The organism is Gallibacterium genomosp. 1, from assembly GCF_000771875.1.
Lineage (GTDB): Bacteria > Pseudomonadota > Gammaproteobacteria > Enterobacterales > Pasteurellaceae > Gallibacterium.
This window is the reverse complement of record NZ_JPXX01000021.1, coordinates 87,157-100,487: the sequence shown is the minus strand read 5'-3', so window position 1 is coordinate 100,487 and position 13,331 is coordinate 87,157. Positions and strand designations below refer to the sequence as shown.

Here is a 13,331-nt window from a genome sequence, read left to right as displayed (position 1 = left end):
AATGTTTATTGTAGATTCCCATTGTCATTTAGACGCATTAGATTATGAAGCTTTACATAAAAATGTGGATGAGGTGTTGGAAAAAGCGAAACAGCGTGATGTGAAACACTGCTTGGCAATTGGCGTAGGTATTTCTCGCTTTCACCAGCTACAACAGCAGTTATCGCATCGTAATGATATTTCCTATTCTTGTGGTATACATCCGTTGGATATTGGTGAAGAGGTATTTGATAGTGCCAAATTGAGAGAGATTATTGCCTTGCCTGAAGTGGTGGCGGTAGGTGAGATCGGTTTAGATTACTATTACAGTGCGGATAATAAGCAGCAGCAACAAGATTGTTTCGCACAGCAGATTGATATTGCTAATGAATTTAAGAAACCGGTGATTATTCATACCCGTTCTGCTGGAGAAGATACTATTCGTTTATTGCAGGAACAGCATGCTGAACGTTGTGGTGGTGTAATCCACTGTTTTACTGAAAATCAATGGTTTGCGGAGCAGGCATTAGCATTAGGTTTTTATATTTCTGTTTCCGGTATTATCACCTTTAGAAATGCAGAAGATATTCGTCAAGTGATCCGTCACGTGCCGCTTGAACGTCTTCTAGTAGAAACGGATTCCCCTTATCTTGCGCCGGTGCCATATCGTGGTAAACAAAATCAGCCTGCTTATGTCAGAGAGGTGTGTGAATATGTTGCAACCTTAAAAGGTGTTTCCGTTGAAGAGTTAGCCCAGATCACTACTAATAATTTTAGCAACTTATTTGGCGTTAATTTGTCACAATAATATGCTAGGATAAAGCAATGTTATCTATGAAATGAGGAAATAATTATGGCTCAGCATTCTACATTACGCCGTTTTTTCTTTTGGTTTTTCCTATTAGTTACGTTATGTGTGCATTTGATTTTGGCTGCAGGAGTAAATTATACCTTTCCAAGTTATGCAATCAAAGAAGTGACGGGCGTTGAAGTCAAACGTGTTGATAAGGATGGTCCGATTACTAAATCTAATCCGGCAGATGGACCAACACGTGATGTTTATTATATTTATACACAAGACCCCAAAACAGATAAAGTGATGGTGTATCGTAATGAAGACACTCGATGGGGGTTTCCTTTCTACTTCAAGTTTGATTCAGCTAATTTGCAAGCTAAAGCTCAGGGCTTTGCTAACGAGCGTAAATTGGTTGAAGTAAAATATTATGGGTGGCGTATCACAATGTTTGATGAGTTCAGTAATGTCGTTTCGATTAAAGAGGTTGCGCAGGATGCTACTGCTTCAAAACCAATTGTGAGCTATATCTTATATGTCATATTGTTAGTAACATTATTTTTATCTATTCAGTTTATTCGTGGTTGGTTTGACAGCGAATAGACTAGCTTTTTAATTGTTTTGTTATTTTCTAAAGGAGTCATATGAAAAAAACATTTATTCACTATTTTTCAGGTTTTGTTTGTTGTTTAATGATGGTAGCTTCGCCGGTAAAAGCGGAGCCGACTAATAGTGAAGAAACATTAAAAGTCAGTTTTAGGGTTTCAGCTGAAACGGTTGTTCCTCAAGATAAAGTTCAGTTAATTATCAGCACTCAACTCACCGGAGAGCATCTTTCGGCGAAAAGTTCTCAGGAAATTGAGGAGCGGGTAGAAAAGGCGGTCACTAAAATAAAACAATATAAAAATATTAAATTATCCAATAATCAACGACAAAGTTACGCTAATTATGATCAAAAAGGCAAAGTGGCAAGTTGGACGTTAAAAGCGAATTTAGTGTTAGAAAGTAATAGTTTTAGTGAAATTGCACAATTTGTTTCGGATTTACCGAAAGATTTCCTTGTACAGTCAACCAAATTTTTTGTTTCTACTGAATTGCAAAAACAGCAACGAGATAAGTTATTGCAGTCATTGTTGACACAGGTACAGCAACAGGCGGAATTAATCAAATCTGGATTACATTACAATCAATATCGAATTATTAATATGAATATCGACCAAAATAATGTTGATTATATGATGAGAGCAGCGCCTTTGCGTATGGCTAAAGTTGCTGAAATACAGGAAGATGGTAATGCTGTTAGTTTTACACCGGGGGAATCTCAATTATCGATTGAGGCAAATGTTGTTATTGCTCTATCGGAAAAGTAGAAATTCCGTTACAATCCGCACTTTATCCCTAAATAATTGGAGAAATTAATGAAAGTTGCAAAAAATTACGTAGTAGGTATTGCATATCAAGTTCGTACTGAAGATGGTGTGTTAGTAGATGAAGCACCTGCGAATCAACCGTTACTTTATTTACAAGGTCACAATAATCTTGTTATCGGCTTAGAAAATGCATTGGAAGGCAAAGAAGTTGGTGAAAAATTTGACGTGAAAGTATCACCACAAGAGGGTTATGGTGAATATAATGACAATTTAGTGCAACGTGTGCCGAAAGATGTGTTCCACGGTGTTGATGAGTTACAGGCGGGAATGCGTTTTATTGCTGACACTGACATCGGACCATTACCGGTTGTTATTACTGAAGTAACGGACGAAGATGTAGTAGTTGATGGTAACCATATGCTTGCCGGTCAAACTTTATTATTCACTGTTGAAGTTGTTTCTGTGCGTGAAGCTACAGCAGAAGAGATTGCACATGGTCATTTACATCAAGAAGGTGAGGGGTGTTGCGGAGGACATCATCATCACGATGATGAAGATGGCTGCTGCGGAGGTGGACACGGTGGCTGTGGCTGCGGTGGGCATCATCACCACTAAGCGAGAGATGGAATTTTGGAGTAAGCCTGATATTTTCGATATCAGGCTTTTTTATTGGTTAAAAAGCAGCGTGGATAATAGATAGTGATTTTTAATTGAAGATTTTGGTAAATATTTAATTCCAAATATTTAATCAAAATTGTTTTTCAAATAACAGATTGATGTTCTTATCTGTATAAGAATACATTGACGGAATATTACTTACCTGTTGTTTCCAATTAAATTGTAGTTTTGGTGTAATATTCCACCATTGCCAATCACGTTTCCATAGGGTTAAGTTAGCTTGATAGATATGATCTTTCCTCGTTTTATTAAGCGGTAAAATGCCCCCTAGTACAGCTTGATCATGATATTTACGTTTTGAAATAGAAAAATTTATCTGACTAGAAATTCCAAGCTTCCATTCCTGTTTCCAACCTAAGCGTAGGCTATGCGTATGATGAGAATATTGCTTTTCTTGTGTATTTTCCCACAGTGCATCAAATCCTATATATATAAATTGAGTGCTTTTCGGTAACCAAAATAAAGTGCTGGAGATGGATTTGCTATTCCCATCTAATATTTTGGTTTGTGAATATTTATTTTTTGCGTATTCAAGTGTGTTAGATAATTGAAAATGATTATTTAGCCAATGCGACCACGCTAGGGAAATACCATAACTTTGTTGATATCGTTTATTAGCTACCCATCGCCATTGATAAAAAGGTAAAATTGCTAATTGTTGAACTGCATTTTTATATTTATAGCCTAGATTAAGGCGATCTTGAATATCAGTATAATCGTGATTATCCCAATAGTATTTACCATTAAGATAGTTTCCTAAGGCAAGATAATGCGTAGATATTAGATTGAAATCTTTTCCTATGTTGTTGCTAAAAGCAATACCGTGTGCCGATTGAGGCAGCATACTTGGATTTTTCCGAAAACCTGTATTCCCAATATTTATATCTGAAGAAACGTTATTGACATTATCGGTTTGGGTATAATAGGCGTTAAATTGACTATACCAACGATTACGTCGTTGAATTGCTTCAAGATATAAATCAATGAGTTGTTCAAGAGCCGGAGGTAAATTATCTGATTTGACAAGCTCAAATTGCGCTTGTGCTTCATTATTTTGTTGATTTAAAAAGAGAGCTTTGGCTAATTCGAGCCGTACCGGATTTAATTTAGGATTGATAGCAAGGATTCGTCGTAATAAATTGATCGATTTGGTATAGTTTTGTTCATTCTGAGCTAAAAGACTTTCAGCGAACAGAACTAAGAACTGATCCGGTTTAGGAAAAGTTAGATATAAAGATAAAAATGTATTAATTAAATTAAAATCTCTTTGTTGAATAGCAAGATTTAATCCTTTTTCAGTAAGGTCTTTATTATTTTTAAATTGTTCTTGCCAAAAATCAATATTAGTGTTTGGCATATTTTCTGTAGATACAACAGAATTTGCTTGAACAGAGAATGATAAAAAAAGGATTAAAGGAAAGAGAAATTTATTTTTCATTATGGTCATAAAACATTAATGTTACAGAATAATCAATACACTTCTTATGAAGTGTATTGATTGGTTATATTATTGTTTGCTACCAGCGAATACGCCTTGCGCTTCAATCTGTGTCGTTCCTTGTTTTAAATTACCGGTTATTGCACCCACAACCTCTTCATATTGTTTACCTGCAACAGAACCGTAGAAATAACCGTTAAGGGTATAACCTTTAATATCACCGTTTACTTCACCGAACATATTAAAAGCACGCCCATTACCCATTTTGCTGATTTCAGCCATATTTTCTTCAGTGTTAATTTCTCCGCCAATAGTAAGTTTTCCATTTTGAGCAAAGTCAAACGCTCCAGTAATTCCCTCATCCTTAATGGTCATATTCATTGTACCGCTTAAGAATTGATTTGCTTGTTCTGGATCAGTGAAAATAGCTTTTCCTTGATAACTGGCATCTAAGTTAGTTGGTAGGGTATTAGGTATATCTTTTGCTGCAAAAACAACACGATAGTCCGGTGAATCAGATGTTCCCATATTGTGTAATCCATAAGCAGTATAGGATTGATGATACGCATTTTCTCCTGTTTGATTGACGAGTGTTTCATAAACTTGTTTATAAACGCTTGCATTACTCTCCGACGCATTAACAATTTTATGTCTTGCATCAACGAGTTCTCCTGCGCCATCTCTCTCAAATCTTACATCACCAATTGCATAAGTACCGCTTGATGAATTGTTACCACCACCGGAGCTCCCACAAGCAACAATACCTAGTGAAAAAAGTGTAACAAGCGCAATTTGTTTAAAAGGAAGTTTTTGCATAGAAATCTCCGTTAAAAGTGTTGTGAAATTAATAAAAAATACAATGAAAGCTTTGTTTTGCTACTAAACTGTTTTAGTAAACAAAAACTTTCTTAGTTTAAAAAAAAAAAAAAAAAAACAAGGGTTTGGCATCAAAAAGATAAAATTTTTAATGGTGAAATAGTGGCAGAAGAGAAATTTTTTTGAAAAAAAGCGATCCTTGTGATCGTTGTTTCAGTACGGATTTAAGCGAGAATAATGACAACTAACGCCGTAGGTCGATAAGAATCTGAATAAAATCGGAGTGCTATTCAAGTAGATCCAGAATAGGCTGGGGAATTTGTTCGGGAGAGGGAATAAAAACCTGCTTATGTCGGCTTAATTCGCCTTTGCGTAATTCAATTTGTGTTTTGGCGACTTTAAATTGTTTGCTAAGAAATTTAAGCAAATGGGCATTGGCTTTGCCGTCAATAGGCGGTGCGGTAATAGTGATTTTCAATTCATCGCCATATAAGCCGACAATTTGATCCTTGCCGGCTTTGGGTTGAAGAATGATATTTAACAACAACCCATTTTCAGTGCGGTTGACTGCCATTATGCAATCATCCAAAGTTGACCGAAGAGATCGAACAATATGTTATTTAGTAAAATAAGGATAATTCCTAAAACCATTACTGAAAAATCAAGCATTCCGGTACGAGGTAAAATCCGGCGAATTGGTGCAAGCAATGGTTCACTAATTTGATATAACACATAATCTAACGGGTTTCCGCCACGACTGAACCAGCTTAAAATAGCTCGTAAAAAGATTGCCCAAAAGATCATTTCCCCCCACGCTTTAACGACGGAAAGTACACCTAATAATAGAACATAAGGAAGTTCTAAGGAAAGATGTCCGGAAACAACAAAATAGAGTAAAGGTAGTTTGATTGCTCCTAGAATAAAAGCAACTAAAACTGCTGCAAAATCAATGCCATATTTTATTGGTACGATCTTACGTAACGGCAATAACACTGGTTGTGTTAATTTAACTAATGTTTGCGAAAGCGGATTGTAGAAGTCAACTTTGCAATATTGCAACCAGACTTTTGCGACTAAAATAAAAATATAGATGCCAATAACGGTTTGAACGATAAATTGTAAAGTATTCATCCGAAATCCTTTTGATTAAATAATACGTGAAAATTGCTGACGTTTCGCTTGCTGACGAGAGTAAGTATCAAAACACATACAGATGTTACGAATTAATAGACGACCTTTTGATGAAACAGTAATACTTTCATTATCAATGCTAAGTAACCCATCTTCAACTAAAGGCGCAAGCAGAGCCAAATCTTCAGCAAAATGTTGTTTAAAGTTGATTTGATATTGTTGTTCGATAACTTCAAATTTTAATTTGAAGTTACAAATTAATGCTTTAATTACATCACGCCGTAAGCAATCTTCACGTGTCATTACTAAACCTTTGTTTAAAGCAATACCACGAGTCTCAATGTCGGCATAGTAACTTTTTAATTCTTTTTGGTTTTGTGCGTAAGTGTCACCTAATAAGCTGATGGCGGAAACCCCCATTCCCAACAAATCACACTCTTCCTGAGTGGTGTAGCCTTGGAAATTACGATGTAAAACGCCATTTGCTTGCGCAATAGCCAATTCATCATCCGGTTTAGCAAAGTGATCCATTCCGATAAATTTGTAACCGGAACTGGTTAAAAATTCGATGGTATTTTGCAGTATAGATAATTTTGTTTCCGGTGAAGGCAACATTTCCTGTTTAATTTTGCGTTGACCGGCAAAACGTGTCGGTAAATGTGCGTAATTGAAAACACTTAAGCGATCAGGATTTAATTCAAGCACTTTCTGCAAGGTAAACATAAAGCTGTCTAATGTTTGCAACGGCAAACCGTAAATCAAATCAAGATTGGTAGATTGAAAGCCCAACTCACGAGCGTGATGCATTAAATCAAAAATAAACTGTTCATCCTGTTCTCGATTGATTGCTTTTTGAACCTCTTTGTTAAAATCCTGCACGCCCATACTGATGCGGTTGAAACCGATTTTACGTAGGTGATCCAACATAGCAAGTTCAATTTCACGAGGATCCATTTCAATGCTGATTTCTGCTTTTTCATTAATAGTAAAGTAGCGATGTAACATTGACATTAAACGTTCAGATTGCTCTTCAGTTAAATAAGTTGGTGTGCCACCGCCCCAGTGGATTTGAGTAACGGTTCGTTGAGCAAATAAAGAGGAACGAGTTCGGATCTCTTTTTCCAAGTAATCCAAATAGATATCCGCTTTATGTTGGTGGCGTGTAATTACTTTATTACACGCACAGAAATAGCAAAGCTTATGACAGAAAGGAATATGAATATATAATGATAATGGACGCGTTGGATAACGTTCTGCCGCCATAATAAAATCATCATTGTTATAAACTTCATTAAACTCTAACGCAGTAGGATATGAAGTATAGCGCGGCCCTGATTGGTTATATTTTCGAATCAGATTATGATCCCATAAAATTTCTGACATAATAAATACCCACTAATTATGATTATTTAAGACCCTCAAGTAATTGAGGCAACTCCAACTTAATTTGCTTTTCTAATTTTGCTTCTTTACTTTCCCTTGTGAGATCGAGCTTTTTTCTCTCTTTTTTATCTAATGCCTGGCGTTCTTCCTTAACAGGCATATCTTTAACGGTGAGGTAGAGTTCTTGCATCGCTGGGAAAGCATTCAGCTGAATTTTACCATAAGCTTCTAACAATGGTTTTAAGCGTAACACACCCTCGGAATGATTGCATTCATCACTCAACATTGCTTTGGCGATAATTTCGATACTTTCTAACAATCGATCCATTCGTTGTTGATAAGCTTGTTGTAACAAGCGTTTCTGCTTTTTAATGGCAAGCAGTAACCAAACAAGATAGCTTGCCATTGCAATAATAATGACACAGCCGACAATTAATAGTAATACTGAAATATTCATTGTAATTTATTTAAATTGGTTGATATTGATTTTTTCAAATTGATAGTAAAGATCCTGCTCATCGTCATCTTCCGGCTCAATACCTAATTCTGCCATTAATTCGTCAATACGATCTAAACATTGATCAACGAATTCTTGATCTTTCTTCGAAAGTTTTGCTCCCGCTTCGAGTTGATCAAGCAATTGATTCAGAATTTCGTTATTTTCCAACTCAAATAATTCCTGTTCGGCGGAACGTTCTTTTTTCGGACGAATAACAATCTCGATTGGTTCAGCGGAACTGTTCTCTTGGTGATTCACTTCTTCCACAATGAGTGGGATTTTCTTACGGCTGCCGACACGCGGATCTTTTTTGACATTCTCCACAATCATATCCGCTTTTTCAGCGTTAGCATAACGGCTGCCGGAAGGGCGACCTTTATGTTTTTTCTTACGTTTTTCTTCCCAAGCCTTGTTATCCAACTCATATCTTGTTGGTTTTTTGCCTTTTTTAGTGCTGGAAATATCGGTTTTATCCTGTTTACGTGTAGGCATTAAATCACTGATTTTTCTTGTTTTTTTCTGACGACTCATAATTAAAAGTTGTTATAAGGATGAATTAAGTTGCGATTATAACACTGAATTGTAAAATTTATCATCCGTTGCTTGAGGTATATTAGTGATTTATTGAATATCAAGGAAAACATAAGACAATGAAAAAAGTATTTTTGATGACAGCGATTTTGTTGTTAGCCGCCTGTGCGCAGCAACACGAGGCAAAGCCGGTGATTGATCTGCCACAAGAGCAGCTGGTGAAAAGCACTTATGCACCGGTTTATCAGGCGACACAGCAGACTTATCAAGGACGAGTTAATCAGCATTTTAATGTTGATTCTTTTGCACACGGTGTTGTTGATTGGTTTAACGGCAAATATAAACAGCCGATTTCCGAGCTAAAACATCAGCTTTATGATCAGGGAAAAGGTTTTGACGGCTATATTTACGATTATTACAGCGGCATTATTTTTGCTGCCGATTTGCAAAGCAATTTTCAACATTTAAATTGTTGGCAGCAGGTGGACATCCCGACACTGGAACAAGCCATTTATGATGCGTTGCGTGATATGAAAAATCAAACGGCTTCCCATAATCAAAGTTGGTTGGATCAAGCCAGCGAACAATTCGCACAGCAATGCCGTCGTTAAGGTATTGTTTCTTCCGAAAACAGGGGCGATAAAATCGGTATGTTCTAGGATTTAAAGCCCTTTTCTGCTATAATTCAGACTAATTTTTTGAATAAAACTAGAGATAATAATTATGTCAAATCAAACGTCAAATTCTTACGATTCATCAAGTATTAAAGTTTTAAAAGGGCTTGATGCGGTGCGTAAACGTCCGGGTATGTATATCGGCGACACCGATGATGGTACAGGTTTACACCATATGGTGTTTGAGGTCGTTGATAATGCGATTGATGAAGCTTTAGCCGGTTATTGTAAAGATATTATCGTGACTATTCACGAAGATAATTCTGTATCCGTGCAGGATGACGGGCGAGGTATTCCAGTTGGTATTCACGAAGAAGAAGGCGTTTCTGCAGCGGAAGTAATTATGACGGTATTGCACGCTGGCGGTAAATTTGACGACAACTCTTATAAGGTTTCAGGTGGCTTGCACGGCGTGGGCGTATCAGTGGTAAATGCACTTTCTGATAAGTTACAGCTCACTATTCGCCGTGAAGGACACGTTCACGAACAGTTTTACTGTTTAGGGGAACCACAAGCACCGTTGGCAGTTATCGGTGAAAGCGATAAAACAGGAACAACTGTGCGTTTCTGGCCTAGCCCATCTATTTTTAGCGATACTGAATTTCAATATGAAGTTTTATCTAAACGCTTGCGTGAACTTTCATTTTTAAATTCAGGTGTTTCCATTCGTTTAATAGATTTACGTACTAACCGTTCCGATCATTTTCATTATGAAGGTGGAATTCAAGCATTTGTGGAATATTTAAACAAAAATAAAAATCCGATTCATAGCAAACCTTTCTATCTTAATACCGAGAAGGATGGTATCGGCGTGGAAGTTGCATTGCAATGGAATGATGGTTTCCAAGAAAATTTATACTGTTTCACTAACAATATTCCGCAACGTGATGGTGGCACTCACTTAGCTGGCTTCCGTGCTGCAATGACGCGTACACTGAATAATTATATGGAAAAAGAGGGTTACAACAAAAAATCGAAAGTGGCAATGGCAGGAGATGATGCTCGTGAAGGATTAGTTGCAATTGTTTCCGTTAAAGTACCAGACCCGAAATTTTCATCACAAACTAAAGATAAATTGGTTTCTTCAGAGGTGAAAAGTGTAGTCGAATCCGCTGTTGGTGAGCGTTTGCAAGAATATTTATTGGAAAATCCGAATGATGCCAAAATTATTGTAGGAAAAATTATTGACGCTGCCCGCGCAAGGGAAGCAGCACGTAAAGCCAGAGAGATGACTCGTCGTAAAGGTGCATTGGATTTGGGAGGATTGCCGGGCAAATTAGCGGATTGTCAGGAGCGTGATCCTGCATTATCAGAACTCTATATTGTGGAAGGAGATTCGGCAGGTGGTTCAGCAAAACAGGGACGTAATCGTAAAAATCAGGCAATTTTGCCGTTAAAAGGAAAAATTTTAAATGTTGAAAAAGCCCGTTTTGATAGAATGCTTTCTTCTCAGGAAGTTGCTGCACTGATTACCGCATTGGGTTGTGGTATTGGTCGTGATGAATATAATCCGGACAAATTGCGTTATCACAGCATTATTATTATGACTGATGCGGATGTGGATGGTTCACATATTCGTACCCTGTTATTAACTTTCTTTTATCGTCAAATGCCGGAATTGATTGAACGTGGACACGTTTATATTGCTCAACCACCGCTTTACAAAGTGAAGAAAGGTAAACAGGAACAATATATTAAAGATGACGACGCGATGACTCAATATGAATTGGCGATTGCGTTAGACGGTGCGGCGTTGTATGTCAACTCGACTGCTCCAGCAATGAAAGGGTTACCGCTGGAAAATTTGGTAGCGGAATATAATCGAGTTAATAAAATGATTAATCGTGTATCTCGCCGTTATCCAGCGGCAATTTTGCGGGAGTTGATTTATCAGGATGATTTAACACCGGCATTAATGCAGCAAGAAGCGGAAGTGAAGAGTTGGGTGGATACGCTAGTAGCAACATTGAGCCGCAAAGAACAACACGGCACACATTATTCTTCAAAAGTGCAATATAATGCTGAACGTCATTTATATGAGCCAGTGATTACCGTGCGTACTCACGGCATTGATACCGATTACGCCTTGGATTTCCACTTTATCGAAGGCAGTGAATATGTATTATTATTGAAACTTGGTCATCAATTACGCAACCTGATTGAAGATGGAGCATATGTTACTCGTGGTGAACGCCGTTTTAACATTACTTCATTTGAACAAGCAATTGACTGGTTAGTGAAAGAATCTCGTCGTGGTTTGTCAGTGCAACGTTATAAAGGATTGGGAGAAATGAATCCTGAGCAATTATGGGAAACTACAATGGATCCAGAAGCGCGTCGTATGTTAAAAGTTTCCATTCGTGATGCGGTGGCTGCAGACCAAATTTTCACTACTTTAATGGGAGATGAAGTTGAACCTCGTCGTGATTTCATTGAAACTAATGCATTGCACGCTAATTTAGACATTTAATTTTAGCTATTAAAAAACGGTATAACTTACTGTAATGTAGGTTATGCCGTTTTTGTATTGGGTTATTTACAACGTTTTTCTACAAAGTTACTCCACTCTTAAATATTGCCAGTTCTCTAAATTGGTTTATTTCATTTTTTGTTGGTTTTCCGTTTACGATTTCAACAATATTATTAATAAAGTCATTCAATAACTGAGGCATATCAATGTCTTCAACTAAACGTCCTGCATTGAAATCGATCCAATTGCGTTTTCGTTGTGCTAATTCACTATTAGTAGAAATTTTCATTGTTGGTACAAAACCACCATATGGTGTGCCACGACCGGTGGTGAACAACACCATATGACAACCGCAAGCTGCCAATGCACTGGTCGCTACGGCATCATTTCCTGGGGCAGTCAATAGATTTAAGCCTGCTTTGGAGAGGCGTTCGCCATATTTCAATACATCAACAATTTGGCTATGACCGGCTTTTTGAGTGCAGCCGAGGGATTTATCTTCCAATGTTGTAATCCCACCTGATTTATTTCCTGGAGAGGGATTTTCATAAATAGGTTGATGATGGGAAATAAAATATTGTTTAAAGCCATTTACCATAGCAACGGTTTTATCAAAGGTTTGTTTATCGTGACAGTGGCTCATCAAAATGCGTTCTGCACCAAACATTTCTGGAACTTCAGTCAATACTGTTGTTCCGCCGTGAGAGGTTAGGTAATCAGAGAAATTACCTAACAATGGATTGGCGGTAATGCCAGATAACCCATCAGAACCACCACATTCCAAACCGAATTTCACTTCACTCAATTTCCCTGATTGGCGACGATCATTACGCATCTGTTGATAGAGTTGTTGTAATAATTCTAATCCGGCTTCTACTTCATCTTCAAAATGTTGAGATACCATAAATTTAACACGTTGCGGATCGTAATCACCTAAAGTTTCCCGAAATGCATCAATTTGGTTATTTTCACATCCAAGACCGATCACCAATACTGCACCAGCGTTAGGATGTTTAACCATATTTTGTAACATTACTTTGGTGTTTTGGTGATCATCGCCAAGTTGTGAACAACCATAACTGTGAGAAAAAGTGAATACACCATCAATGTCATCTGCCGAATTTTGTTGTAAAAATTGTTGGCGAATTTGATTAGCGATGCCGACAACACAGCCGACAGTTGGGATAATCCAGAGTTCGTTACGGATAGCAACATCACCATTGGCACGTCGATAAAGTTGTACTTCACGATCTGCCTCATTAATTCTAATTGCTGGAAAGTTTGGTTGATAGCTATAGTCATTAATATCGTTTAAATTGGTTTTAACATTATGTGTATGCACATAATCACCACACGCAATAGCACAATTGGCGTGTCCGATTGGGTAACCATATTTGATAATGTTTTCCTGTTCAGCAATATCTTTTATAGCAAATTTATGTCCACGTGGAATATCCTGTTTTAGAATAATTTTTTTATCAGCAAGAGGAATAACCGTGCCTGCGGTCAAATTTTGTAAAGCAACAGCAACATTATCCTGTGCTTGAATTTGAATAAACTGCTTCATAA

General features: G+C 37.3%; 14 protein-coding genes. 6 read left to right on the top strand and 8 right to left on the bottom strand.

What is annotated here, in order from left to right; genetic code table 11:
- Position 1 precedes the first annotated feature (1 nt).
- Genes JP36_RS07870 through slyD form a run of 4 tightly spaced genes read left to right on the top strand, consistent with a single transcriptional unit; the run spans position 2 to position 2,757 of the window.
- Entirely contained in the window at positions 2-787 is a 786-nt protein-coding gene (locus tag JP36_RS07870) for a YchF/TatD family DNA exonuclease (RefSeq protein WP_039173662.1), read from the top strand.
- Positions 788-832: 45 nt separating this feature from the next.
- Positions 833-1,375: a DUF1523 family protein gene (locus tag JP36_RS07865; RefSeq protein ID WP_039133786.1), complete on the top strand. Its 543-nt coding sequence runs from the start codon at positions 833-835 to the stop codon at positions 1,373-1,375.
- Positions 1,376-1,416: 41 nt separating this feature from the next.
- The gene (locus JP36_RS07860) at positions 1,417-2,142 is read left to right on the top strand and encodes an SIMPL domain-containing protein (protein ID WP_052119471.1); all 726 of its coding nucleotides are present in this window, start codon (positions 1,417-1,419) and stop codon (positions 2,140-2,142) included.
- Between the two features lie 48 nt (positions 2,143-2,190).
- Positions 2,191-2,757, top strand: coding sequence for a peptidylprolyl isomerase (slyD, locus tag JP36_RS07855; protein WP_039173660.1), 567 nt, complete (start codon positions 2,191-2,193; stop codon positions 2,755-2,757).
- Between the two features lie 133 nt (positions 2,758-2,890).
- On the opposite strand, the gene JP36_RS07850 is transcribed toward slyD, so the two are convergent.
- The 7 genes from JP36_RS07850 to yihI all read right to left on the bottom strand — a co-directional run bounded on the left by JP36_RS07850 (position 2,891) and on the right by yihI (position 8,618).
- Positions 2,891-4,177, bottom strand: coding sequence for a porin family protein (locus tag JP36_RS07850; RefSeq protein ID WP_167332837.1), 1,287 nt, complete (start codon positions 4,175-4,177; stop codon positions 2,891-2,893).
- 150 nt (positions 4,178-4,327) lie between these two features.
- Positions 4,328-5,074, bottom strand: a complete 747-nt coding sequence (locus JP36_RS07845; protein ID WP_013745318.1) for a hypothetical protein — start codon at positions 5,072-5,074, stop codon at positions 4,328-4,330.
- Between the two features lie 286 nt (positions 5,075-5,360).
- Positions 5,361-5,648 (bottom strand): DUF167 family protein YggU, encoded by a 288-nt coding sequence (gene yggU / locus JP36_RS07840; RefSeq protein WP_013745317.1) that lies wholly within the window; start codon positions 5,646-5,648, stop codon positions 5,361-5,363.
- Positions 5,648-6,205 (bottom strand): YggT family protein, encoded by a 558-nt coding sequence (locus tag JP36_RS07835; RefSeq protein ID WP_039173657.1) that lies wholly within the window; start codon positions 6,203-6,205, stop codon positions 5,648-5,650. Before JP36_RS07835 ends, yggU begins: the two co-directional genes overlap by 1 nt.
- 15 nt (positions 6,206-6,220) lie before the next feature.
- Entirely contained in the window at positions 6,221-7,588 is a 1,368-nt protein-coding gene (hemN, locus tag JP36_RS07830; protein WP_039173655.1) for an oxygen-independent coproporphyrinogen III oxidase, read from the bottom strand.
- 22 nt (positions 7,589-7,610) lie between these two features.
- A complete protein-coding gene (locus tag JP36_RS07825; RefSeq protein WP_039173653.1) occupies positions 7,611-8,045 on the bottom strand; it encodes a DUF2489 domain-containing protein in 435 nt (144 codons plus the stop codon).
- A gap of 6 nt (positions 8,046-8,051) precedes the next feature.
- Positions 8,052-8,618, bottom strand: coding sequence for a Der GTPase-activating protein YihI (yihI, locus tag JP36_RS07820; protein ID WP_039173651.1), 567 nt, complete (start codon positions 8,616-8,618; stop codon positions 8,052-8,054).
- Between the two features lie 119 nt (positions 8,619-8,737).
- On the opposite strand from yihI, the gene JP36_RS07815 reads away from it, so the two are divergent.
- Together JP36_RS07815 and gyrB are read left to right on the top strand one after the other, a co-directional pair.
- A complete protein-coding gene (locus JP36_RS07815; RefSeq protein ID WP_013745312.1) occupies positions 8,738-9,229 on the top strand; it encodes a hypothetical protein in 492 nt (163 codons plus the stop codon).
- Positions 9,230-9,341: 112 nt separating this feature from the next.
- A complete protein-coding gene (gyrB, locus tag JP36_RS07810) occupies positions 9,342-11,762 on the top strand; it encodes a DNA topoisomerase (ATP-hydrolyzing) subunit B (RefSeq protein ID WP_039173648.1) in 2,421 nt (806 codons plus the stop codon).
- A 79-nt stretch (positions 11,763-11,841) separates the two neighbouring features.
- Here gyrB and JP36_RS07805 read toward each other — a convergent pair whose 3' ends face one another.
- Positions 11,842-13,329 (bottom strand): UxaA family hydrolase, encoded by a 1,488-nt coding sequence (locus tag JP36_RS07805; RefSeq protein ID WP_039173646.1) that lies wholly within the window; start codon positions 13,327-13,329, stop codon positions 11,842-11,844.
- Positions 13,330-13,331: the final 2 nt, after the last annotated feature.

Bases quoted from the DNA above. Each gene is read 5' to 3' on its own strand.
- JP36_RS07825 (WP_039173653.1), bottom strand. From the start codon at position 8,045: ATGAATATTTCAGTATTACTATTAATTGTCGGCTGTGTCATTATTATT.
- JP36_RS07870 (WP_039173662.1), top strand. From the start codon at position 2: ATGTTTATTGTAGATTCCCATTGTCATTTAGACGCATTAGATTATGAA.
- JP36_RS07865 (WP_039133786.1), top strand. From the start codon at position 833: ATGGCTCAGCATTCTACATTACGCCGTTTTTTCTTTTGGTTTTTCCTA.
- JP36_RS07835 (WP_039173657.1), bottom strand. From the start codon at position 6,205: ATGAATACTTTACAATTTATCGTTCAAACCGTTATTGGCATCTATATT.
- JP36_RS07805 (WP_039173646.1), bottom strand. From the start codon at position 13,329: ATGAAGCAGTTTATTCAAATTCAAGCACAGGATAATGTTGCTGTTGCT.
- JP36_RS07845 (WP_013745318.1), bottom strand. From the start codon at position 5,074: ATGCAAAAACTTCCTTTTAAACAAATTGCGCTTGTTACACTTTTTTCA.
- JP36_RS07850 (WP_167332837.1), bottom strand. From the start codon at position 4,177: ATGCCAAACACTAATATTGATTTTTGGCAAGAACAATTTAAAAATAAT.
- JP36_RS07815 (WP_013745312.1), top strand. From the start codon at position 8,738: ATGAAAAAAGTATTTTTGATGACAGCGATTTTGTTGTTAGCCGCCTGT.
- yggU (WP_013745317.1), bottom strand. From the start codon at position 5,648: ATGGCAGTCAACCGCACTGAAAATGGGTTGTTGTTAAATATCATTCTT.
- hemN (WP_039173655.1), bottom strand. From the start codon at position 7,588: ATGTCAGAAATTTTATGGGATCATAATCTGATTCGAAAATATAACCAA.
- JP36_RS07860 (WP_052119471.1), top strand. From the start codon at position 1,417: ATGAAAAAAACATTTATTCACTATTTTTCAGGTTTTGTTTGTTGTTTA.
- gyrB (WP_039173648.1), top strand. From the start codon at position 9,342: ATGTCAAATCAAACGTCAAATTCTTACGATTCATCAAGTATTAAAGTT.
- slyD (WP_039173660.1), top strand. From the start codon at position 2,191: ATGAAAGTTGCAAAAAATTACGTAGTAGGTATTGCATATCAAGTTCGT.
- yihI (WP_039173651.1), bottom strand. From the start codon at position 8,618: ATGAGTCGTCAGAAAAAAACAAGAAAAATCAGTGATTTAATGCCTACA.